The organism is Streptomyces tamarix (assembly GCF_032423885.1).
Classification (GTDB): domain Bacteria; phylum Actinomycetota; class Actinomycetes; order Streptomycetales; family Streptomycetaceae; genus Streptomyces; species Streptomyces tamarix.
This window is the reverse complement of sequence record NZ_JAWCTQ010000013.1, coordinates 49874-74093: the sequence shown is the minus strand read 5'-3', so window position 1 is coordinate 74093 and position 24220 is coordinate 49874. Positions and strand designations below refer to the sequence as shown.

General features: G+C 71.5%; 13 protein-coding genes. 5 read left to right on the top strand and 8 right to left on the bottom strand.

All coding sequences use genetic code 11. From position 1 onward, the window contains the following. Positions 1–96 precede the first annotated feature (96 nt). The 4 genes from RND61_RS12965 to RND61_RS12950 form a co-directional block, all read right to left on the bottom strand. Positions 97–606 (bottom strand): SUKH-3 domain-containing protein, encoded by a 510-nt coding sequence (locus RND61_RS12965; RefSeq protein ID WP_315878053.1) that lies wholly within the window; start codon positions 604–606, stop codon positions 97–99. Next, the gene (locus RND61_RS12960) at positions 606–7493 is read right to left on the bottom strand and encodes a polymorphic toxin-type HINT domain-containing protein (RefSeq protein WP_315878052.1); all 6888 of its coding nucleotides are present in this window, start codon (positions 7491–7493) and stop codon (positions 606–608) included. The genes RND61_RS12965 and RND61_RS12960 overlap by 1 nt, the downstream gene beginning before the upstream one ends. A gap of 124 nt (positions 7494–7617) precedes the next feature. Further along, on the bottom strand, positions 7618–11217 hold the full coding sequence (locus tag RND61_RS12955; RefSeq protein WP_315878051.1) for a LamG domain-containing protein: 3600 nt from the start codon (positions 11215–11217) through the stop codon (positions 7618–7620). Positions 11218–11267: 50 nt separating this feature from the next. Beyond that, positions 11268–12674, bottom strand: a complete 1407-nt coding sequence (locus RND61_RS12950) for an FG-GAP repeat domain-containing protein (RefSeq protein ID WP_315878050.1) — start codon at positions 12672–12674, stop codon at positions 11268–11270. Between the two features lie 319 nt (positions 12675–12993). Here RND61_RS12950 and RND61_RS12945 point away from each other — a divergent pair, with 319 nt between their 5' ends. The 4 genes from RND61_RS12945 (at position 12994) to RND61_RS12930 (ending at position 18240) form a co-directional block, all read left to right on the top strand. Next, entirely contained in the window at positions 12994–13812 is an 819-nt protein-coding gene (locus tag RND61_RS12945; RefSeq protein WP_391653371.1) for a polyprenol monophosphomannose synthase, read from the top strand. An 87-nt stretch (positions 13813–13899) separates the two neighbouring features. Next, on the top strand, positions 13900–15162 hold the full coding sequence (locus tag RND61_RS12940; RefSeq protein ID WP_315878048.1) for a glycosyltransferase family 39 protein: 1263 nt from the start codon (positions 13900–13902) through the stop codon (positions 15160–15162). A gap of 83 nt (positions 15163–15245) precedes the next feature. Next, complete coding sequence (locus RND61_RS12935; RefSeq protein ID WP_315878047.1) at positions 15246–15848, top strand: acyltransferase; 603 nt, start codon at positions 15246–15248, stop codon at positions 15846–15848. A 205-nt stretch (positions 15849–16053) separates the two neighbouring features. Continuing rightward, positions 16054–18240, top strand: coding sequence for a glycosyltransferase family 4 protein (locus RND61_RS12930; RefSeq protein ID WP_315878046.1), 2187 nt, complete (start codon positions 16054–16056; stop codon positions 18238–18240). Positions 18241–18305: 65 nt separating this feature from the next. On the opposite strand, the gene RND61_RS12925 is transcribed toward RND61_RS12930, so the two are convergent. From RND61_RS12925 to wecB, 4 genes are all read right to left on the bottom strand, one after another. Next, a complete protein-coding gene (locus RND61_RS12925; RefSeq protein ID WP_315878045.1) occupies positions 18306–19709 on the bottom strand; it encodes a glycosyltransferase in 1404 nt (467 codons plus the stop codon). Positions 19710–19726: 17 nt separating this feature from the next. Next, on the bottom strand, positions 19727–20302 hold the full coding sequence (locus tag RND61_RS12920; RefSeq protein ID WP_315878044.1) for a hypothetical protein: 576 nt from the start codon (positions 20300–20302) through the stop codon (positions 19727–19729). A 9-nt stretch (positions 20303–20311) separates the two neighbouring features. Continuing rightward, positions 20312–21517, bottom strand: a complete 1206-nt coding sequence (locus tag RND61_RS12915; protein WP_315878043.1) for a glycosyltransferase family 4 protein — start codon at positions 21515–21517, stop codon at positions 20312–20314. A 187-nt stretch (positions 21518–21704) separates the two neighbouring features. After that, positions 21705–22811, bottom strand: coding sequence for a non-hydrolyzing UDP-N-acetylglucosamine 2-epimerase (gene wecB / locus RND61_RS12910; RefSeq protein WP_315878042.1), 1107 nt, complete (start codon positions 22809–22811; stop codon positions 21705–21707). 278 nt (positions 22812–23089) lie between these two features. Here wecB and RND61_RS12905 point away from each other — a divergent pair, with 278 nt between their 5' ends. Next, entirely contained in the window at positions 23090–24145 is a 1056-nt protein-coding gene (locus RND61_RS12905) for a hypothetical protein (protein WP_315878041.1), read from the top strand. Positions 24146–24220 lie beyond the last annotated feature (75 nt).

The following is a 24220-nucleotide window of genomic DNA, read 5'->3' as shown; positions in this document are numbered from 1 at the left end:
GTACGGCAACGGCGGCGGACACCCAGGTGTCCGCCGCCGTTGCCGTCAACCCGGCCAGAAGCCCCGTTAGACGAAGCCCTACACGGCCGAAATTCACTAACGAGAATCAGGCCTCGGCCAAGGATCGAGTCCCGGATCGGAGTACAGACAGATCAGTGGGCGATTCGCGCAGACTGCCAACTCCAGGGAGTTTTCAAAGGTGGAACCAAGCTCCCAAATCCAACCCATGCCAGCAGCAACCACCCTCCCCCCGGCTTCGACGAACACGCTTGAATAACTGAGCCATTCGCCGATGGGGAAATAATCTCCACCGAGAACACTCTCCACCTCTGTTGCTAGATCACGCTGCCCTGATCCAGCGGCGATGGGATCGAATGCGTAAGGCTCGTCATTACTGAAGTTCGGGCCAACTCGATTGACCGGCTCGATTGAGAGCCCTCCCACCGCCGCGAGGATTTCCTCTGCCAATGGATGAGACCGGTACCCTTCACTCTCCAGCGACTCCACCCATTGACCTGCGTCAACCTTCCTGCCTGAGCTCCATCCGGACGCAACAAGCGCCCCAAGAAGATTCTCGCTGAGCGAGTCGAAGCGAATCAGGGACATCAGTTGATCTCCAGGTCTTCCAGCAGTCTGCCACAACGGCCGCACGGGTGAGCCGGTTCACCATGTCCATCCGTATTCGATGTCGGCATGGAGTTATTCCGTGTCCTTACCGTTTGCATGGTTCCGCCCCTGATGGCCTCGGGCCCCTCCGCCGCCTGCGCCTGAATTAGACAGTGCACCTCCGCGCATCCTCCATGGTGACCTGCCCGTTCGAGTGCATCCGCCAACGACCCTTCTGCCTGCTGGCCGTGCTTATTGCGGCCGTAGTACTTCGCACCTGAAGGCGATGTGTACTCGGAGGCAAACTTCACCCCAGGTTCGTTGCGGACACTGTCGGCATAGTCACTCAGGTTGCAGTTGTGCACGAGGACCGGGGTGGCCCCCGCCAGCACATAGTACGTGTGGATTTCCGTGAGCGTCAGGTCGTGGGTGCGCTGGCGCTCGTCGAACTGGCGGACGCCCTCCACCTGGGCCACGTCGCCGTCGGCCGTGCGCAGTTCCATGCCGGGCTTGAGGTCGCCCGCGTCGATCCACCGGTTCTCGGACTCCACCCAGAAGGGGTGCGTCGTGGTGGAGATCAGCGCCTCGGGTGTACCGGAATCGCCCTCGATCGTCAGGTCGACGAAGTGCTTGTCGTCCTCGGTGACGATCGTGCCGGCGACCTCGCGGACCGTGGTCTCCCCGGTCTCGGGGTCCGTCACGGTGAGCTTGTCGCCAGGCTCTACCTCCTCGATCGGCTTGGTCGTGCCGTCGTCGAGGAGAACCAGGGTGCCCGGCAGGAAGCTGTGGTTTATTTCGCAGGATTCACCTGCTTTTCCACGCGCCTCCGCCGCCTTCTTTCTGGCCGCCGCCAGTTTGTCCTGTGCCTTTGCCAGGACCTTCCTGGCACCGTCCAGAGACTCGCTGGCCTTGAAGTAGTCCTTGACGCCGTCGATGAGGTCGCCGACCAGGCCGACGACTCTCTTCCCGAGCGCCCACCCCTTCTTCACGTTCCAGGGCATCATGTACTTCGCCAGGAGTTTCCCGGCGATGCCTCCGGCGAAGCTCCCCGCGATGTTGAGCAGGGTTTCACCGCATGCGGCCATGTCGCCGCTGGAGACGCAGTCGAAGGCGGCGTTGATGCCGAGTTCGTCCTTGACGATCTGGACCAGTGCCTTGGCGACGCGCTTGATGCGCTGTGTCGCGTTGGACTTCTGCTCCTCGGCGCCCGCGACTATGTCGTTCGCTTCCGTGACGTCCTGTGAGGCGCTGCTGACCGGATCGGTTTTGCTGGTGGGGCGTCCGCCCTCGCAGTGGATCTGGCCCAGCCAGCACTCGGCGACGATCAGGCCGCTCGGGTCGGAGTAGGTGACCGGGCTGTTGTTGGCGTAGGCGTAGCCGTTCATCTGCTGCGGCTGCAGGTAGTCGATGATCGGGTCGACCGAGATGAACTTGCCGATCACCGGGTCGTACTCGCGGGCGCCCAGGTGGGTCAGGCCGGTGGACTTGTCGATCGTGCCGCCGACGTAGCCCTTCTCACCCGGCCACGCGCCCGTGGCCTCGCCGCGCTCGACGCCGTACGGGTCGAAGCGGCGCTGGGAGACCGCTCCGGTCGCCGAGTCGATCGCCACCTCGCCCGTGCCGTGGTGGTCCGAGGCGATGAAGGAGACCTTGTTGTCGTTGGTGCGGACCGCGACCGTCTGGCCGGCGAAGGTGTAGTACCGGGTGGCTTCCTTCTTCGTGCCGTCGGCCGAGAGCTTCAGCTCCATGCCGGGCAGGTAGACGGTGGTGCCGGTCGGGTCCTTGCGCTGGATGCGGTTGCCGCCCGCGTCGTACAGGTACGTCGTCTCGCTGCCGCCTGCCTCCGTGGCCTTGGCGAGCTTGCCCTGGTCGTTCCACTCGAGGACCTGGGCGTCGCCGCCGATGACCCGCTTGGTGGTGTTGCCTGCGGCGTCGTACTCGTACGTCGACCGGCGGTCGCCCGTCGGCGTGTTCTCGACGACCTCGGTCAGCTGGTGCGGACCGTCCCCGGCCGTTCCCGCCGCGCCGTAGGTGTAGGTGCGGGTGATGTTCTTCGACGCGTCCAGGGACGTGTCGTGCACGGTCTCCGAGGTGCGGTTGCCGATGGCGTCGGTGACGTACGACTTCCAGTACGGGGCGGGGCCGCCGAGCGGACCGGCACCGGGGGCCGCCTGGCACGCCGCCGGGCCGACGCCGCCGACCGGGGCGGTGGAGCCGACGGTGCCCGAGCCGGAGGCGTCCGCCGCCGTGGACGACGGGGTCCACGCGGCAGCCAGCCTCTGCCGGTTGTCGTAGCGGAAGCACTGGACGTCCGGCGTGCCGGTGTTCGCCGTGTCCGCTATCGACAGGACGTTGCCCACCTGGTCGTAGGAGTAGGTCGACTCCTTGGCGCGCGCGGGTGCGCCGTACACATCCACCAGGGAGCGCGTGAGGCGGTCGGTTCCCTTCTCGTAGGCGAAGGTGTTCCAGACCTTCTTTCCGGACCCCGTGAACAGTTCGAGCTGCTGCAGATGGCTCTGCTGGGAGTAGACCGCGTTGGTGACGTAACCCGACATGCCCGTCGGGCGCTGCAGCGCGTCGTACCGGTACACCAGCGCTTCTTCGGGCAGGTCGCCCGCCGCGGGCAGGGTGCTGCCCTGCAGGGTGCCGTCCGCGTTGTAGCTGGAGGTGTAGAGGTAGTTGCCGGCGAGATCGCCCTGCGAGGCCGGCACGACGTGCATCGTCTTGAGCGGCTGGTAGAACCGGTCCATCTCCTGCACGACCGAGGCGAAGTACTCGGTCTCGGAGGTGTAGGTGAGGGTGGCCCATGCCTGGCCCAGCCATCCCGCCTTGTCGTACCGGGTCTCCGACAGCCGGGTGCCGGTGTCCGGTGCGCCCTGCCAGGTCGAGGTAACGCGGCCGAGCTTGTCGTAGACCGTGGACGTCTGCTTGCCGCGGGCGTCGGTCACCGTGACCGGGCGGTCGAGCTCGTCGTACCGCGTCGTCGAGGTGCCGGCGTCGGGGTCGACGCTCTTGGTCTTGCGCCCCAGCTGGTCGTACTCGTAGCGCCAGACGTTGCCCTTGCTGTCGGTGACGGTCTCCAGGAGGCTCTTGGGCGTGTACGTGTACTTCGTCGCCTCGTAGCCCAGGAGCTCGTTGGGGGCGTCGCCCCGGTAGTGCCGGATCTCCGAGGTGCGGCCGAGGGCGTCCGTGATCGTGGTGGTGCCCACACCGCCCTTCGGCGGGTCGACGTCCGTGCGCTCGCCCGTGTGCCTCGTGGTCGTGCGCCACTGCTCCACGCCGGAGACCGCGAAGATCTGCGCCGTCTGGCGGCCCAGCCCGTCGTACTCCGTGAGGGTCTGGGCGCCCACCTCGCCGTTGTGGACGAGGAGCAGTTCGTCCGACGGGACGCCTGCCGCGTTGTACGTGGCGTTGGTCTTCTTCACCTTGCCGACACCGTCGTAGAAGGTGTCGGCGACCATGCGGGTGCCGTCCGGGCCCTCGGTCTGCATCTGCCTCGGGCGCAGCAGGCTGTCGTAGAGCGTGTACTCGGCGCCGTACGAACCGTCGTTCTCGACCTTCTCCGTCTTGATCGCGACGACCTTGTCCCGGCGGACGTTGTAGGAGTACCTGATGCTCGGCGACTGCTGCGCCAGACGGTCGGGCAGCCACACGGAGGTGAGGCGTCCGAGGGCGTCGTAGGCGAGCTGCGTGCGGTTGCCGTTCGGGTCGGTCTGACCGGTCGACGCCCCCCACGCGGGGGCGTGGTCGGTGGAGGTGACGTGGCCGAGGGCGTTGGTGAGCTTCGTCCGGGAGATGAGGCCGTTCACTTCGGTGTATGCCGTGGTGCTCTTCGCCCCGGAGGCGTCGGTCTGGGTGAGCGGGCGGCCGAACGCGTCGTACGTCGTCGTACCGGTCACCTGGTAGGTGCCGGTGGTGCCGTCGTGCGAGGCGAGGCGCTCGGTCCTGGTGGCGTCCCCCTTCACGGGTGCGGCGCCGAAGGCGAGGCCGTCGTAGGAGGTGCGCTCGTCCGCGAGGACCTGCTTGCTCCGGTCCGGGGTGGTGGCGCAGTCGACGGCGACGGACTCGCTGCGCGAGGGCAGGGACAGGATGTTCTCGTCCGCGTTGTCCGCGTACCAGGTCCTGGTGCAGGTGTCGTCACGGGGCGTCGACACGTCACCGAGTTCCTCGACCTGCGTGACGCGACCGGTGGCGTTCGACGTCTCGTACGTCGTGGTGCCCTTGGTCTCGCGCCAGGTGCCGTTCGACAGCAGGGTGAAGCCGCGGATCACCCGGGGCCGGACGAGGGAGGCGTGCGTCGTGTCCCACGGCTGGGTCCGGGTGGCGGTGTGGTACCTCCAGGGCTGGCTGATGGTCTTCGCGACGATCTTGCCCTGGTCGTAGGTGGCGGCCTCCAACTGGTGGCCGGTGAACTCCTCGGAGTCCGTGTACTCGGTGCCCGTGGAGTCGGCCACCTTCACGGTCCGGGTGCCGCCGGAGGCGTCCTTGTCGCCGTCCATGCCCTGCATGTACGTGTAGTCGATGCGGGTCTTCTGCTGTTCGGCGGTGCCGCTGGTGACGGTGACCTTGTCGTAGCCCTGCCAGCCGCCCCACGTCAGGAACTTCGCGTCGGTGATGCCGTCGGGCTTGGCCTTGCGCCAGGCGCCCTTGCCCTTGGAGTAGTCGTAGCGGGTGACGAGGCTGTCGCCGCCGCCGGTGCGGTCGGTCTCGATGATCTCGGCGACCACGTACTTGTGGAACCAGTCCGTGGTCGGCTCGATCGTGCCGGGCGGGGACCACTTCACCGGGTAGCAGCGCTTCGTCGACGAGCCCGGTGCGGGCAGGGCGCCCGCGGCGCACTCCGCCGGGGCGTAGTTGACGTCGAGCTGGGCGCCGGTCTCGCTGAGGACCGTGGCGAGGCGGAAGCGGTGGAACGGCGCGATGTTGTCGCCGACCGCGTCGACCCGGTTGGCCAGTTGCTCACCGGCGAGTTCCACGGAGGGCAGCTTGACCGGCGTCGTGCCGGCCCGGCCCTCGTGGTCGATCTTCGACAGCCACAGCGTCTTGGAGTCGTCGCCGTTGTCGGTGAAGAGGTGGGTGAACGTCCAGGCGTCGACGTCCTGGTACGTCGTGGCGTCCTTGCGCATCTGGGTGGTGACGCCCGTGAGGCGCTTGGTCGTCCAGAACGTCTGTCCGACGGTGCACTTCGTGTTGGGCTTGCACTCCTGGTCGACGGGGACATCCGGCCAGCGGGCCGCGTTCGCCTTCGTGCGCTTGGACTCGGCGCAGTCGAAGTCGGCGGTCGGCAGGCAGCGCTCGGCGGTCGTGAAGACCACGCGGGCCGGGGCCTTCGCCGCGTACACCTGGCCGTCGCGCTGGCCGTAGTCGATGCGCTTGAGGTAGCCACCGCGGTGATACGGGGTGCCGTTGACGTCGGTCTTGCCGCCCAGGGCGTAGTGGTTCGTCTCGGGCTGGTAGTAGTAGGACATCACGTTGCCGTGGGTGTCCTTGACGTAGTCCAGGTTCCAGCGCCACGCCTGGTTGCAGTGGGCGCTGGCGAAGGTGGCGTTGTAGCAGGGCTCGCCCGCGTCGTCGCCGAAGACCGGGACCGTCCAGGTCGAGCCGGTCTCCTCGTTGCCCGCGGTCCAGCCGGGCAGGCGGTTCAGGCCGAAGTAGTACTCGGTGCCGTCCGTCGTGGTGACGCGCCAGTACTCGTGGTCGTTGTCGCCGTTGACGGTGTTCGTCAGCTTCTCGACCTTGGAGCCGTCGTCCGAGGCGAGGTGCCACTTGCCGGACTTGTCGTCCTTGACCAGTTCGGTGGCGCTGCCGTTGAGGAGGATGGTGGCGTTGTCGAACGCCCAGCACTGCTCGCCGGAGCCGGCGTGGCCGTCGTCCGAGCAGGGCTTGTAGCGGCGCTCGATGTAGCCGGGGTCGTACGAGAAGCCCTCACCGATCCAGGAGCCCTGGTTGTTCGTCGCCGACGTGCGGCCGTCGGCGGACTGGGACGAGTAGCCGAGGCCCAGGCTCGGGACCTGCCCGCCGGGGGTCGGGACCGTACGCAGCGGGTAGTTCCACGAGAAGCCGCCCGACGAGGGGGAGACGTTCCAGCTGGCGGACGGGGAGAGGGCCGTGGCCTTGTACGTGCCCTGCGCGGAGGACGGGCCGGACGCGACGGCGACGAGCGGGGCGCTCTCGACCGCCATGGTCGACGGGCCCGTGTCGCCGGGCACGGCCGTCACGTCGGCGGCCAGGGTGCGGTTCTTCGCGTCGTTCACCGTCGCCAGCGGCTTGGGGGCTTCGGGGCACTTCGCGGAGCCGGGCCGGGCGTACGCGGCGCAGGCCGGGAGTTGGACGAGGTGGAGGCGGGAGCCGTAGCTGCCGCCGTAGCCCTCGGCGAAGGCCGAGTAGCCCACGGTGACGCGGACCTCGGCGGCCTTGTCGCCGCCGTCGGCGCGCTCCACCCGGAAGGCGGTTCCCACACCGAGTTCGGCGGCACGTGCCGGGTCGAGGACCTCGACGTTGACCTTGCCGGGGGCGGTGGCCGCCTTGGCGGAGGGTGCCGCCTTGGCGGTCTTGGCCCCCGGGGTTCCCGGGGCCGTGACGGAGACGGGGAGGCCGCCGGGCGCTGCCGTCGCGGGCTTCTTCGCGCCGGGTGCCGACACGGGTATGTCCGCGCTGCCCTGCTTCGGCCAGGACGCCTGGTCGAGCCGGCCGACCGCGGCCTTGCGGGTCGCGTCGGACGGGCGGGGCGCGGCCTTGGCGTCGGTGCCCTCGACCGGGTCGCCGAAGTCCTGGACGCCGGGCCTGCCCCGGCCCTTGTCCTCGGCGTGGGCGACGGACTGGACGGTGGAGGCGGTGAGGGCCAGGGACAGTCCGAGGACGGTCGCGGCGACCGTGCGTCTCGGCAATCGGTGGCGCAACAGGTGGCCACGTAGGGGCATCAGAAGGCTCCGGGGGTCGGATTCGGAATGGTGTGGAGCAGGTGGTGCGGGTGCGCCGCCGCGACGGCGAGGCCGGCGCACCCGCTGTGGATCAGATGTCGGTCAGCGGCGCCAGGAGGGCCATCTTCTGGATCGCCGTCGTGTCGGCAGCGCCGTCGTACACGCGCACCTCGTCGATGGAGCCGGCGAAGTACTCGCTGTCGCCGACCAGGGAGCGTCCCACCTGGAGACCGCGGGTCGCCGGCCACAGCGTGTCGTCCGCGCGGTCCGCGGCGCCGGTCAGCTGGCCGTTGACGTACAGCCGGATCTCGTTGGCGAAGGCGTCGTAGACGACGGCCAGATGCTGGCCCGCTCCTTCGTTGTCCGGGATGTGCTCGGCGTCCTTGAAGACGTGGACCTCCGCCGTGGCCGCGTCGGATCTCGCCACGGCCAGTTCCCAGACGGGAGGCTCGGTTTCGGTGCCGGGGCGGTACCGCACCGCCACGCGGTTGGCGTGGGCGCCGGGCAGCGAGAGCACGGTCTGCGCGGCCGTGGAGTCGATCGACGTGAGCTGTGCCCGGGCGGTCACCGTGAAACTCCTCCCGCCGGTGACCGGCGGAGTCGCCGTCGCGGCGTAGTCGCCGTCGCCGTCGAGGACCAGGTGCCCGTCGCCGACGAGGGCCGCCTCGTCGAAGACCGGGTCCGCCGGACGGTACACGTGCGCGTCGCCGTTCAGCTGGAGCGGGCTGCCGCCGCCCGTCTCCGGGGACGCGCCGTCCGTGGCCGTGTCCAGCTGCCAGTAGCCCTTCCGCGCCGGCTTGACCGTCATCAGCTCGGCCACCTGCGCGGCCGGCAGGACGCGGTCGAAGACGCGGACCTCGGCGAGGTCGCCGGCGAAGTTGTCCCGGTAGCCGGTCTTCGCCGTGGAGCGGCCGATCTGCAGGGGGCCGTACGCCCTCCACGGGGAGAGGCGGGGCGAGGAGCCCTTGAGCGTCTGGTTGACGTACAGCTGCAACTGCGCCTGCTGGGCGTCGTAGACGCCGGTCAGCAGGACCCACTGGTCCTTCACGACCGCGAGGCCGGTGGCGGCCGCCCGCCATTCGCCGATGGTCTGCACGTCGGTGCGCGGGACGGAGAACGCCCACGTCTTGGCGACGGCGTTGTAGCCGAGCGTGAAACCGGGCTCGCCCGTGCCGTCCTGGCTGACGACCGTCATGTCGCGGCTGAGGTCGGTCGGGCGCACCCAGGCGCTGACGCTGAAGCCGCCGGCGGTGTCGAGGACGGTCTGGCCCGCGTCCAGGTAGGCGTCTGCACTGCCGTCGAGACGGGCGGCGGAGTCCACCTTGCCGCCCGGGCCCTCGACGCCGAAGGTCACGCCGCCGCCCGCCGACGCGGAGAACTTCTCCTGCTCGTCGTGGGCCTCGGTGCTGCCGGCCGCGTCGGCGAGGCTCCACTGGGCGGCGGCGGCCCTGCCCTCGCTGACGTTGAACTCGTAGCGGTGCACGGTGCCGGGGTTCTCGGCCTTGTCGACGGCGACGACCTCCAGCCAGTGCGGGCCGGGGCGCGTCGGCATCCACCGGACCGAGGCCGGGCCGCCGGGCGCGGAGGCGGCGACGGTGGTGGCGGGGGACGCGGTGGAGTCGAAGGCGTAGCGGTACTTCACCACGTCGGTGTCCGGGATGGAGTCGTTCCGGTTCGGCGAGAAGGTGAAGGTGCCGTAGGTCCCGACGCCGTCGTGGTAGACGGTGCCGGCCGGGTACTGCTCGGACAGCACGTTCGGCTTGCCGGGCAGGGTGGCGTCGTAGACGAACTCGCACTTGGCCGCCGACCAGGGGCCCCAGCCGTCGCCGTCGAAGGCGCGGACGCTCCAGGAGATCGTCCTGTTCTGCGGGATGGTCGACTTGACCTGGTGCCAGAACTTCGTCCCCGCCACGGGTGCCAGGTAGGCGGTGTCGGCGGTGTAGGACTGGGCGGCGCCCGCGCCGTCCACCCACTCGACCTTGAACTGGACCTTGACCTTGTCGGTCAGGCCGTTGGCGTGGTCGGGGTCGCGGGCCTCGGTGTAGAGCTTCGGGGGTTCCTCCGCGTACGGCCGTGCCGTTCCGGTCTTGCAGCCGCCGCCGGGGTTGCTGGACATCATCGCGGCGGTGATCTGCGACGGCAGGGTGTTGTAGCTGACCGACAGGTAGGCGTTGCCGCAGACGCGCTTCCACTGGGAGAAGGTGCCCTCGTCCTCGGCGCGCAGGCCGAGCGACATCGAGGACCAGCCGCCGTTCGCGGCCGTCCTGACCTGGTTGGTCAGCCCGCCGGTGGAGCCGCTCTCGAAGTGCAGGTTGGCCTGGCTGGAGCAGCTGGTGGGCGAGATCGCCTTGCTGACGGTCTGCAGGTGGTCGGTCCACTGGGTGCTGGTGTTGGACCAGTTGCTGGACGAGGTGATCGTGTGGTTCGCGCCGCCGATCCGGTGGAGCTGGATGGGCACGGCGGTCGGCTGGGCCTGGTAGATGTGCGCCACGCGGGCCGAGAACGTCGCTCCGAGGATCTGCTTGCCCTTGTAGAAGGACATCGGCACGGTGAACATCACGCGCCGCACGCCGACGCCGTTGCAGGAGACGGGGTTGTAGTCGGTCGGGCAGCGGCCCACGCCGGCGCTGTCGCTGTACTTCCAGTCCTGTTCGGTCGGCATGCCCGACATGACGCCGGTCCAGGCGCTGCGCGAGGTGGTGCGCTGGATGGGGTCGATGACGACCGGGAAGACCGTGTCCGGGCCGGTGAGGAGCGCGCGGTCGGGGACCAGCCCGAGCCTGCCCTTGCCGATCTCGATCCCGAGCGGTGCCGTGCGGCCGCCCCCGCCGGGGCCCTCCAGCGCGGGTGCGGGCGCCGGGGCGCCGTCGGCGGTGAGGGCGCGGGCCACGGCCTTGGCCCCCTGCGGCTTCGCGGCGGCCTCCTCGACGGACGCCGAGTCCCACATGGACGGCCTGCCCGCCTGGAAGACGGTGCCGCCGACGGCGGCGTCCTCGGCCTTCAGCGCGCCGGAGGCGTCCTTGGTGAGCTTCAGGCCCTTGGTCCTGAGGCCCAGGTCGATCCGGGCGAGCCGGGGATCCGCCGCCGCCTCGGGCGTCTTGACGACGAGGAGGTGGGCGAAGCCGTCGGTCTCGGCGCGCACGGTCAGGTCGACCCCCGGCAGGGCGTCGGCGTACGTGGCCGTGTCGCCTTCCAGCACCGGCGCGGGGAGCTTGCCGTACGGCCAGGTCAGGGCGAACTCGCGGCCCGCCCGGCGGAGCGTCGCGAACGGCTTGCCCGCCTCGCCGGACGAGAAGGCCAGGTCGACGGTGGTCGCCTTCGGTACGACGGTGCCGTCCGCGCGCCTGACGAGGGTGGCGTCGATGCCGACCCACGCGCCGTCCCGGACCGTGCGCACGGGTTCGGTGTACTCGCGTGCCGTGAAGGTGCCGTCCGGTTCGGCGAAGACGTCGCGGCGCTCGCCGCGCAGGCCGAGCACCTCGACGCGCTTCCCGCTCTCCCGCGCGGCCTCCTTGGCCGCCTCCTCGGTGGCGGCCGGTCCGGACGCGGGCCGCGCGGCGGCGGCCGTCCCGGTGTTGGCGGTCCCGTCGGGCTCGGTGAGCCCGGTGAGGCCGGCGGCGAGGACGGCGCTCGCCGTCGCGGCCACCGCCGCGCCGCGCAGCAGGCCGCTGCGGCGTATCCGCGTGGACACGTTCTTCCTTCCCTTGTCGGTGGTGCCGTTCCTCGGGGTGCGGGGCGGGGTCACCGGACCACCGCGCCGAACGCGCCGTCGCCCGCGGGGATGCCGCCTTGGCCGGGCTTCCAGGTCGAGATCTGCGCCGCGTCGGACGTCCTGCCCCCCGGGAAGCCGTGGACGGCGTGCTCCCCGGCCGGGCCGTAGGGCATGCCGACGAGCAGGACGGTGCCGGATGTGCCGAGGCTGGTGCCGACGAGCTGCCGAGAGGCGGGCGGGGACGGGATACCGGCGCCCGGCTCGATCCAGCGGTCGCTCGCGCCGGGGGCGCCGAGGAAGGGGAGGATGTGGACGCCGCCCTTGTCGAGGTGCTCCTCGGTGGACTCCTCGCCGGGAACGCCCACCGCGAGACGCGTGTTGGTCTCCGTGCTGACGGATCCGCCGATATCGAGGGCCGTCAGTGCCTGCCCGAAGAAGTCGCCGGGCTCGGCCTCGCCCTCGACGTCGGCGGTGTTCTGGTCGATCCAGTTCAGTTCGGTGACCTCGCCGGTCCCCGAGATCCTGTACGTCTGCACGGCACCCGCGTCCATCACGTCGGCGAGGTCCTCGCCGGGGACGCCGACTGCCAGCAGGAACTGGTTCTTGAAGTCTGTCGGAGAGAGCCGATACGGCAGGAAGGCCATCGACGTGCCGTAGCGGTCGCCGGTCTCCGCGGACTTCTCCGAACCGGCCGCCCGCAGCTGCCCCATGCCGAAGCTCGGCGCGGGGATGCCGTCGGTGTTGATGGAGGCCCGGAACGCCATGACGACCCCGGCCGACAGGTCGGTGTCGACCGACTCGCCGGGCACGCCGACGACGAAGTAGTCGCCGCTCGCGACGATGGCCGAGCCGAACTGGTCGTACGCCTCCCGGTCCTCCCACACCCCCGGGCTGTCCTGGTCGAACGAGACGGCGGTGTAGGCGGTGCCGTACACGGCGGAGACCAGGCCGCTGTCGGTCTTGCCGGAGACGTCCTCACCGGGCGCGCCGATGATCAGGTACGGGATGCCGGTGGCCGACTGCGTGGTGGCGACGGCGTACCCCACCCAGTCCTCGGCCTCGGAGGTCTCGCCGAGGGCCGCGCCGTGCCGGAAGCCCTTGTCGGGCGTGCCCTGTCCGATGCCCAGCGTCGAGCCGAAGATCAGGTGGACGAGGCCGGCGTCGGCGGCCGTGCCGACGTCCTCGTACGGGATGCCGACCGCCAGGTCGCTGCAGCCGTCCTGGTTCGCGTCGTACACGGCGAAGGAGAAGCCGAACTGGTCTCCCGGTTCGGCGCCGTCCGAGACGTTCGGCATGGACTGGTGGACCTGGACCGTGCCCTTCCCGTCGCCCAGGAGGACGTGGAGCTGTCCGGCCTTCTCCATTCCCGCCACCGTGGCCTGCGGGTCCGCGAAGACCTTGTCCCGCACGCCGTCCCCGTTGAAGTCACTGCTCACGCCTCCGGCACAGGTCTCGGCGGCGACGGCCGGCTGCCCGGCCCCCGCCCCCAGTCCCAGTGCGAGACACGCCGCTGTCAGGACCCCTGCGGCCAGACGCCGCCAGGGCCTTCCCGTGCCGGGCGTGTATTCCCCTAATCGAATACACGTACGTCAACATCGAGATCTTCACGGTGAGGGATCAGGCACGCAAGGTGATTTCTCGACAGGAACCCCGCCTCACAGTTACGGATTCATCACAGCGAGTTCACAGATCCCTGCACTTCACCACGACCGGGACAACCCGACCTGGCCCCACTGGACGGGGGCACGACGCCGTATGCTCTGGGGAACCGCGCGGCCGTCCGACCCGCCGGCGGGACCCCGAGGTGAAGGTGCAGTGAACATCAACGAGCGGCGGGACACGGACTCGGAAGCGGTCCTGGTGATCATTCCGACCTACAACGAGGCCGACAACGTCGCGGCGATCATCTCCCGCGTGCGGGCCTCCGTACCCGGGGCCCACGTCCTCGTCGCCGACGACAACAGCCCCGACGGGACCGGGAAGATCGCCGACGAGCTCGCCGACTCCGACGACCACGTGCACGTGCTGCACCGGGCCGGCAAGGAGGGGCTCGGCGCCGCCTACCTCGCGGGGTTCGCGTGGGGCATCGAGCGGGGTTACGACGTGCTCGTCGAGATGGACGCCGACGGTTCCCACCAGCCCGAGGAACTGCCCCGGCTGCTCGCCGCCCTCGACGGCGCCGACCTCGTGCTCGGCTCGCGGTGGGTGCCCGGCGGCAAGGTCGTGAACTGGCCCAGGTCGCGCGAGTTCCTCTCGCGCGGCGGCAGCCTGTACTCCCGCGTCCTCCTCGGCGTGCCGATCAAGGACGTCACCGGCGGCTACCGGGCGTTCCGGCGGCGGACGCTGGAAGGGCTCGGCATGGAGCGGGTCGCGTCGCAGGGGTACTGCTTCCAGGTCGACCTGGCGTGGCGCACCGTGAGGGCCGGGTTCCGGGTCGCCGAGGTGCCGATCACGTTCGTCGAACGCGAGCACGGCGACAGCAAGATGAGCCGCGCCATCGTGGTCGAGGCCCTGTGGCGGGTCACCGCGTGGGGCATCGGGCACCGTCTCGGCCGGCTCGTCCCGCGGTGCTGAGCGCCGCCACCGTCCACCCCCGGCGGGGCACGGCCCCAGGCCGGCCGGCGCCCGCCTTCCCAGTGCCAGAACGCGGAGAAGCCGTCCATGCCCTCAGCGCAGACCGAGCCGCCCCGGACTCCCCCGCCGCACACCGGCCGGGCGCACCGCAGGCGCCGCGCCCCGGCGACCGAATCGTTTCCGCGCCGGCTGCGGGCCGCCGCCGCCCGGGCCTGGCCGGCGCTTCTCGCCTACGCGGTCGTACGCTGCCTCGGCGTGGCGGCCGTGGCGCTGCGCGCCGGGGACGACGACCCGGACCTCGGCCTGCTGCTGACCGGCAGGTACGACGCCGTGTACTACACCCACATAGCGGAGCACGGCTACGCGGCGCCCATGACGGACTCCTGCACCGTCCAGGGCCCCTTGTGCAAGTACGCGTTCTTCCCGCTCTACCCGGCGCTGATACGCGGCGGCTCGGCGCTGCTGCCGCTGCCCGCCGCCCACGTGGCCTGGGGCATAGCCGTCGTCGCCGCGCTGCTCGCGGCCTGGGGCGTCCACGCTGTCGTGGAGCGCGTGGCCGGCCGTCGCGCGGCCGTCGTCGCCACCGTGCTGTGGGGCGTGGCCCCGCACGCCATGGTGGAGTCCATGGCGTACACCGAACCCCTCTTCACCGCCCTGTGCGCCTGGTCGCTGTACGCCGCCCTCCGCCACCGCTGGGTCTCCGCCGGGGTGCTGGCGTCGCTCGCCGGGCTCACCCGGCCTTCCGGGTCCGCCGTCGTCGCCGCGGTCGTCCTCGCCGCGCTGTGGGCCCTGTTCGCCTCCCGCCGCCGCTCCGCCTCCGCCTCCGCCGGGGACGGGGAACGCCCCGACCGTACGGGGCCGCTGCTGACCGCCGTCGCCGTCGCGCCGCTCGGGTGGTTCGCCTGGTTCGGGTGGGTCGGCTACCGCGCGGGCGACTGGCGCGGCTACTTCGAGGTGCAGGAGAAGTGGGGCAGCACCTTCGACGGCGGCGTCTTCACCCTGCACCGCCTCGCGGACGTCTTCCTGAAGCTGCCGCTCAACCTCAACACCGCGGTCGGCGCCGCCACCGTCGTGGCCGCCGTGGTGATGTTCGTCATCTGCGTCCAGCAGCGGCAGCCCGCCGTCCTGCTGGTCTACGCCGGGATGCTGCTGCTCATCGCCGTGGGCGGCGCCGGGTACTTCCACTCCAAGGCCCGTTTCCTGCTGCCCGCGTTCCCCCTGCTCATACCCGCGGCGCGCGCCCTCGCGGCGGCGCGGCCGTCCACCATGTACACGCTGCTCGGCACGGCCGCCGGTGTGTCCACCGCCTACGGCGTGTACCTGATGCTCGTCTGGCCGCACTCCCCCTGACCCCGCCGCGCGCGGGGCGGGAAGGCCCTCCGCGTATGCTCTGGCGACGAAGACTTCCGCCGTCCCCCGAAAGAGACAGCAGAGTGAACTACAGGGTCCAGCCCACCGCCCAGGTCGACGAGACCGCCGAGATCGGGGCCGGGAGCAGTGTCTGGGAACTCGCGCAGATCCGTGAGAACGCCCGGCTCGGGGAAGGCTGCGTGATCGGGCGCGGCGCGTACGTCGGTACGGGCGTCAGGATCGGCGACAACGTCAAGCTGCAGAACTACGCGCTCGTCTACGAGCCCGCCGAGCTGGGCGACGGCGTGTTCGTCGGCCCCGCCGTCGTGCTCACCAACGACCACAACCCGCGCTCCGTCGACCCCGAGGGCAAGCTGAAGCGCGGCGGCGACTGGGAGGCCGTCGGCGTCAAGGTCGGCGAGGGCGCGTCGCTGGGTGCCCGTTCCGTGTGTGTCGCGCCGGTGCGCGTCGGCCGCTGGGCGATGGTCGCCGCGGGTGCCGTCGTCACGCGGGACGTGCCGGACTTCGCGCTGGTCGTGGGGGTCCCGGCGCGGCAGATCGGCTGGGTCGGCAGGGCCGGCGTCCGGCTGGTCGAGCGGGCCGGCGAGGAGGGCGCGTGGGAGTGCCCGCAGACCGGTGCCCGGTACCGGGAGAAGGACGGCGTCCTCGTCGAAGACGAGGGCTGACGGCGGCCCCGGCCGCGTGCCGGGAGGGGGTACCGCCTTCGGTAGGGTGGTGCCGCCGCGCTGTATCTCCGTACCGAACCCCGTGGGGACTCTTCCGCCGCACGGGTGCGCGGCGTGCAGGTGAAAGGGCGAAGGGATCCAGATGAACAGCCACGTGCTCTATCTCGCGCTTGGCACATACCGAGTACGGGCGACACGCGAGCAGGTGAAGGAGCTCGCCTCCTCGGGGTCCCGGGTCTCCCTGGTCGTGCTGGACGCTCCCGTGTGGCGCGAGGCGCTGGAGGAGCTGGGCGGGCTGGACGGCGTCGAGGTCGTCAGCCTCACCCCGGACAAGGACGGCACGGCCTGGGGTCCCGCCAAGAAGCTGGCCGCCGCCAAGTCGGGCCCGTTCGCCCAGGCGGACACCGTCGTCGCGGGCGACGCCCAGGCGCTCCCCGTCGCGTGGATCGTGAAGCGCCGCCGGCCCGGTGTCACGCTGGTGCTGGAGCCGCACGGCGCCGGGCGCGCCGTGGCCCCCTCCGACCTGGCCGTCGTCACCCCCTGGTACCCGTCGCCGAACAACCCGTATGCCGGATCGTTCGTGCAGGCGGCGACCGCCGCCGTCGCGGGGAACTACGAGCGCGTCACCGTCTTCCACACCGAGGACTGGTCCGGCCGCGCGTCCGCCCCGCTCCACGACGCGATCCGGGTGACCGCCGAACGCCTGCGGGAGCGCGGCGCCCTCGGCCACGTGCTGGACGCCGACGAGGCGACCGTCGTCCGCGTCCCGGTGCCGATCCTCCTCCGCAAGAACTACGCCCCCTGGGCCGAGACGCAGGTGGAGGCGGTGCGGAGCGTCCTGCCCACCGGGCGGATCGAGGCCCCGGTCGTGCACGCCCACACCGGCATCTACGGCGGTGTCGTGGCCACCCGGCTCGCCCGCCCCGACGCCCGCATCGTGGTGACCGAGCACTCCTCCTTCCTCGGCCGGGTCCTCTCGCAGCCCCCCGCCGCCCGCCTCTACGAGGAGGTGCTGGAGCGCGCCGACGCGTTCATGTGCGTCAGCGCCGCGCTGCGCGAGCAGGTCGTGAAGCGCTTCCCGCAGTACGCGGAGAAGGTCGGCGTCCTGCCCAACGCGATCTCCCTCGACCGCTTCACGCCGGGCCCGGAGCGCTCCCCCGAGCTGCTGCGCTGGCTGTACCTCGGCCGGCTCCTCGAACCGAAGGGCGTCAAGGAGCTGCTGGAGGCGTTCGCGCTGGTCGCCGCGGAGGAGCCGCGCGCCACGCTCACCATGGTCGGGCACGGCCCCGTCGAGGAGGAGCTGCGCGCCCGCGGCGCCGAGCTGGGCCTGGGCGACCGCTTCCGCATCCTGCCGCCGGTCGCCCCGGAGGCCGTGGGCGCGCTGATGCACGAGTACGACCTGCTCGTGCACGCCAGCAAGCGGGAGACCTTCGGGATGACGGTCGTCGAGGCGATCGCGTCCGGGCTCCCCGTGCTCGTGACCCGCAGCGGCGGCCCCGAGGAGACGATGGCCGGCATCGAGACGGCGGCCGGTGCGCTCATGGACGTCAGCGACGACCCGCAGGTCATCGTCGACGCGTACTGGCGGCTGCGCGAGCGCGCCGGTGAGCTGGACCTGCCGGCGGCCCGCGAGGTCCTGGAGGGCCGCGTCGGGTGCGAGGCTGTCGGCAAGCAGCTCGTCGAGGTGTACGGGGGGGCGCTGCCTCCCGTACCCCAGGCCCCCGAGGCCGGTGCCGGGGACGAGCGGGCGGACGACGCGGCCGGCGACCGGGCGGAGACCGGGGCGAAGGCCGCGGAAGGGGCCGCGCCCGCCCGCCGCGCGGAGCCGGTCGGCCGCGCCGTCGTCCTGGCGCTGACGCCCGCCAAGCCGCGCCGCGTCGTCGACTTCGCCAACCACCTCGTCGAGAAGGGCGCCGAGGTCACCCTCGTCACCGCCCAGCCGCCGGCCCTGTGGGAGGGCCTGGCCCTCGACCCGAGCGTGCCCGTCGTCAGCGTCGCGGACGCCGAGAAGAAGCTGCGCATCCCGCGCGCCGAGCGGTTCCTCGTCTACCGCGCGCCCCGTGCCGTCCTGCGGCGGGCCCGGCGGATCGCTGCGAAGAACCGTGAGGCGATCGGCCCCGAGCTGGCGGTCGCGACCGTGCAGCGCGCCCACACGAAGGTCGCCAACGCCTTCCACAAGAAGGTCTTCAACCGCGGCTACCGGGAGGTCCGGCCGCAGCTGTTCGCCCGGATCACCCAGCGGCGGGTGCTGCCCGAGCTGGCCCTGGACAAGGTGGACACCGTATTCGTCAGCGACATCAACTCCACGGTGACCGGCTGGAAGTGGGCGAAGACCCACCCGCACCTGAAGGTGACGACGAGCCTGGACCGCACCGCGTACGACACGGAGTGACGTGAACGGGAAGGGCCCCGACCGGTGATCCGGTCGGGGCCCTTCCCGTTGGCGCGGTACGCGGCTCAGCGGCCCACGATCTCCCGCAGCCGCCGCTCGAACGGGATCAGCGTCGCCTCACGCGTGTACGTGTCGGCGTGCCGCCGCGCCGCCTCGCGCTGCTCCGGCGTCAGGTCACGGGCCGCCTTGCCCGCGGCGACCATCGACGCGGCCAGTTCCTCGACGTCCAGGCTGTTGGCGTTGAACCACAGCGGGTATCCGTCGAGGACGTCCTGCGCGGCGATGCCCGGCTGGTGGACGGAGACGATCGGGTGGCCGAAGGCCATGTACTCGAAGATCTTGCCGGACGTGACGTACTTGCCGCCGCCCGCGAGGAAGACCAGGACGTCCGACTCCTCGTACACCCTGCCGACCTCCGTCTTGGAGACGGGTCCGCAGTAGCGCAGGCCGGTGTCCTCGACGCCCTCGGGGCTCGGCCCGTCCTGGAGGCCCAGACGGGCCTTCAGGACGCCGGGGCTGTTCTTGAAGAACCCCAGGTGCCCGTGGATCTGCAGCTCGGCACCGGCCATGTCCGGGTGACGGCGTGCGATCTTGAACGCCTCGGCCATCTCCTCCACGGGCTGCTTGGCGGTGAGGGTGCCCAGGTACGTGAACTTGAGCGGGGCCCGCTCCTTCTCGCCCGCCGCGGTCTCCGCCTCCGCCTCCGCTTCCGCCTTGGCCCCGGCCTCGGCGACCGCGCTCTCCGCGGCCTTCGGCAGCACGTCCGCGTCCCATCCGTTGGGGACGACCATCATGCGGTCGGCGACCTCCGGGTAGCGCTCGGCGTGCCAGCCGCGCAGGGCCTCGTTGACGAAGACGGCCGCCGACGCCTTGTCGAGCATGCGCTTCTCCCACGCCCAGGCGATGTGCCCCTCGGGGAACGCCGGCTCGTCGTGGAAGAGGTCCAGCGTCCACGAGTCGCGGTAGTCCATCACGTACGGGACGCCCGTGAGCCTGTTGAAGAGCCAGGCGGCGCCGAACGAGGCGAACGGGTTGCCGGTGGCGATGACCACGTCGAAGCGCTGCTTGGCGTGCAGCTTCAGCGCGCGGGTGACGGAGGCCCACGCCCAGGACGAGTAGCGCTCCGGGAAGAGCTTCGTCTGGCTGAACTCGTAGACGCGCTTGGCCATCAGCGGGAAGCTGCGGCGCAGCCAGCTGTACTGGCGGAGGTCGTTCTGCCAGCTGTACTGGTTGAGCGACGGCCGCTCGACGCGGATGCTCGGGTCCACGGTCTTCGACAGTCCCTCGTCGACCGAGCCGATCACGTTGTGGAGGAAGTCGAGCGGGGCGGCGCAGACCGTGACGTCCCAGCCCTTCTCCGCGAGGTGGTTGGCCGTGGCCCGGGCCCGGTAGACGCCGCTCGCCCGCGACGGCGGGAAGTAGAACGCCAGGTAGAGCACACGGGGACGCCGTTCGCTACGGTTCTTCATCAGTCTTCCTCGGTAGGTCAGCGAGCGGCTGGACGCTTCGGCGACGCGTCGGCGACGAAGGACGGCGCCCCGGAGTCGACGCTGTAGCAGACGCGCGGGATCTTCCGGCCGTCGGAGTGCCAGGACTCCATCATCTCCACGGCCCTGCGGATCGAATGGGCGTCGCTGACCACGACGAGGTCCGGGCCCCCGTGGGTTTCGAAGCAGCGGAGCACCATGCGGGCCGCGGCGGTGGGCCACACCCGGCGGTGCAGCGGCACGAAGACGCGGCGGTGCACCCGGCCGGCGACGCGCTTCTCGTACGCCTTGAGGGCCTTCTTCGTCTTCGGGCCGAGGGGGCCCCGGCCGACCGCGCCCGCGACGCGCCGGGGTCCCTTGTAGAGGACGGCGCGTTCGAGGCGGTGCGGCAGGTGCCGCGCCTCCAGCTCGGAGAGCGTCACCAGCTCGACACCGGGTGCGAAGGCCGTGGACGCCCAGGGCTGCTTCTGGCTGACGAGGACGACGGCCCGGCCGCCGGCCGCGACGACGGCAGCGGACTCTTCGAGGACGGTCCGCTTGCGCGCACCGCCGAGGGCCAGGAACAGAACCTGCATGTCACTCCATCACGGGGAGTCGGGGAACCAGAGACGGTAGTGCGCCTGGGCCACGGACTCGAAGCTGTAGGCCGCGGCCAGCTTCGCCTGGGCGCGTTCGAGGTCCAGGTCGCCGTCGAGGAAGCGCGCGCGCAGGCGCCGGAAGCCCTCGATGATCGACTCCGGGTTCTCCTCCACGTCGATGAACTGGCCCGCGGCGTCCTCGATGCCCGCGAGCGTCTCCTCGGGGCCGCCGCAGCGGGTCACCAGGACCGGCATGCCGGCGGCGATGCCCTCGACGATGGTCATGCCGAACGTCTCGTACCGGCTGGCGTGGACGAGCAGGTCGTGGTTGCGCATCACCTCGAGGGCCTGGTCGTGCGGTATCGGGCCGAGCATGTCCACGACGTCGCTGAGGCCGAGCTCCTCGATGCGCTTCAGGAGCGGGAGGCGCTGGTCGCCGTCGCCCGCCAGCGTGAGCCTCAGCGTCGGGTCCTCGGCGTGGCACCGGGCGAACGCCTCGACGAGCAGGTTGACGCCCTTGCGCTGCAGTATCCCGCCGAGGTAGAGCCAGCGGCGCAGGTCCTTGACGGGCTCGGGCCGCGGGTAGTCGAAGGTGATCGGATTGGGGATCTGGATCAGCTTGTCGACGTGGTGCGGGAACTTGTTCCCGATCACGTCGGTGAGGGGCTGGCCGACGACCAGGAAGCCCGTGACGCGCTCTATCAGCTCGTCGTACATCTGCGCGGAGTCGGGGTCTTCGAGGACGGTCTCCAGGAACGACGCGTGCTCGGTGACGAAGACCCGGGCGTCGGGACGGGCGTTGTGGAGCGCGGCCCATCCGCTGGGGAGGCCGACGTGCGCGTGGACCACCGGCGCGTCGATCGGCTTCCCGCCGAGCAGGCTGCGGAGGTGGCGCTCGTGGTTGCGGGCCTGGGCTCCGTAGAGCTGGCCGCGCGGCATCGTGACGGGGTAGTGGACGAGTTCGGCGCCCCCGACGGTGGGCACGCGGTGGGCGGCGCGGGACAGCAGCTTGGCGCCCGCCGCCTCGATGGCCCGCGTCGTCTGGGGGTCCATGGCGGTGACCCAGGCGTCGCCGTGGTAGACGGTGAGGTTGTCGACACCGGGCGCCGTCGCGGCGACCATGTCGTAGACGAAGGAACCCCGGAAAGGCAACTCCCGTGTCGGATACCACGGCGTGACCACGGCCGCATCCCTGGATGCTGCCTGCTTCATGTCGACTTCCTTACGAGATTGCACGGCGACGCGCCACTTTATCACCGGCTTTGCCACCGCCGGCCGGCCGTCCCGACCCGGCCGCGGTGCCTGCGGAGAGGCTGCGGGCCGGGCCGGAGCGGGTCGGCGGACCGGGGTGCCGGGCGGGCCGGGGCGGGCGCGCGGGGAGCCCCGGTCCGCGGGGGCGTCAGGCGTCGCCGCCCGCCTGCGTGAGCCGTTCCTCCAGGATGCGGACGACGTTGTGCGCGGCGCGTCCGTCGCCGTACGGGGTGCCCTTGTCGGCGGTGGGCGCGGTGCGGGTGACCGTGGCGGCCCACGTGTCGGCGGACAGCGTGTGCGGGTCGGGGACGAGGACGTTCCAGCCGGACTCGACCGTCTCGACCCACTCGGTCTCCGGGCGGATGGTGGTCGTGACGCGCTCCAGCAGGAACGCCTCCTTCTGCAGGCCGCCGGAGTCGGTGACCACGCCCGACGACGCCAGCACGGCGGCGACCAGGCCGGCGTACGGCAGGGGGCGGCCGACGCGGACGGAGCCCTTCGCCAGCTCGATGCCGTGCTCCTTGGCGCGGGCGACCAGGCGCGGGTGGGCGAGCAGCGCGACCGGCAGCGGCAGCGCGGCCAGCGAGTCGACGATCGCGGCGAGCCGCTCCGGGTCGTCGGTGTTGTCCGGCCGGTGGATCGTGGCCAGCAGGAACGGCTGCTCCGGGTCGATGCCCTCGGGCAGGGCCGGCGCGGGGTGCTCGCCGGCGAGGACGGCGTCGCGGATGCGCAGGCAGATGTCGACCATCACGTCGCCGGCGAGGACGGCGCGCTCCTTCAGGCCCTCGTCGGCGAGGTGGCGCATGGCCTCCTCGGTCGGGGCGAGCAGCACGTCGGCGCAGTGGTCGGTGAGGACGCGGTTGTGCTCCTCCGGCATGCGCCGGTTGAAGGAGCGCAGGCCCGCCTCCAGGTGCGCGACGGGGAGGTGCATCTTCACCGCGGACAGGGCGCCGGCGATGGTGGAGTTGGTGTCGCCGTAGACGAGGACCCAGTCGGGCTTCTCCCGCTCCAGGACCGGGTCGAGGGCGGAGAGGACGGCGCCGGTCTGCGCGCCGTGGCTGCCGGAGCCGACACCGAGGTGGACGTCCGGGTCGGGGATGCCGAGGCCCTGGAAGAAGACGTCGGAGAGGTCGGCGTCGTAGTGCTGACCGGTGTGCACAATGAAGTGCTCGTGCTCCGTCTCTGCGAACGCGGCCGCGATGGGCGCGAGCTTCACCAGTTGGGGACGGGCGCCGACGATGCTGATGACTTTCACTGCGCACTCTTCTTCTGGGTCAGACCGACGAGGGGCACCGCAATGGTATGCCGGGAGGGGGAGTGCTCGGCGACCGCCCCCGGACGGTGACGGGGGGCTCCCGGAGTGCGGAATGCTAGGGTCGCGCGCGCCTGCGGAAGAGAATCACTCGCTCGCGGTACAGGTACAGGGAAAGGTCGACGTCAACCATGGCGGTCTTGTTCAGCCGGAAAGCCAAACGCCGGGACGGCCGGCCCGAACCGGCCGGGAGAGCGCCCCTTCCGGTCCTGGACCCCTCGGTGCCGGCGACCACCGGCTGGCTGGTGCGCGGCAAGGACGGCCGGCTCACGGCCTACGCCCCGGGGGACGGCCACGTGCTGCGCTGGACCGAGACCCGCCCCGGCGGCCCCGCCTGGAAGGGCCCCGAGCCGCTCCCCGCGCCGGACCTGCTGCCGTACTTCTCGGTCGCCCAGGGCGCCGACGGCTACGTCCACCTGGTGGGGACGCGCCGCAGGCCGCTGTCGGACGGGGCGGCGGCCCACGAGATCGTCTACGCCATCCAGTACCAGACGGGCCGCCCGCTGCGCGAGTGGCGGTCGCTGGCGTCCCCGTACCCCTCGGACCCGTCGCTGGCCGAGAAGATGGGTCTCCCGTCGGCCGTCGTGGACGGCGACGGCTCCCTCCACGTCTTCATCCGCAACGCGGGCCGCGGGGTGACCGTCCGCAACCAGGCCAGGACGGGCGCCTGGAACGGCTGGCTGGACATCAAGGGCAGGCGGGTGGTGGGCACGGCGTCCGCGGCCCTCGCCGGCGACGGCCACCTGGAGATCCTCGCGCCCACGTCGGAGGTGCTGCAGCGCTGGAGCTGGGAGAAGCCCGGCGCTCCCTTCGCGCGCGCCGACGACGTGCCGCTGCGCGTCGCGCCCGACTCGCTGACGTCCGTGGTGACGGGCGAGGACGGCGGGCTCACCCACTTCTGGCACGACGCCGAGGACGGCACGGTGCGCGCCTGGCGCCCGGCCGAGGGGGAGCCGGCCCGGGTGGGGGAGGGCACCGGCACCGGGCCGGTGGCGGTGCTGCGCACCGACGTGGACGGCCACGACTGCACGGTGCTGGCGCACCGGGACCGGGCGACGGGGCGGCCGGCGCTCGCCGCGTACCCGACGGGGAACGAGGAGGCCGGGGCCACCTGGACGCTCACCGGGAGCCCGTGCCTGGGGGCGCCGTCGCTGGCGCTGGACGGGGCCGGGCGGGTCGTGATGGCCGCGATCGGCACGGACGGCGCGCTCTGGGTGGCCCGCCAGAAGCCCGAGCCGGGGCTGGCCCTGGGCGCCTGGGAGCCGGCCGGCTCCTGAGCCGGGCCGCCGCGGGGTGCTCCCCGAGGACTCCGTCCAGGGGGGACCCCCACCCCGCGGGCTCCGTGCAGGGGG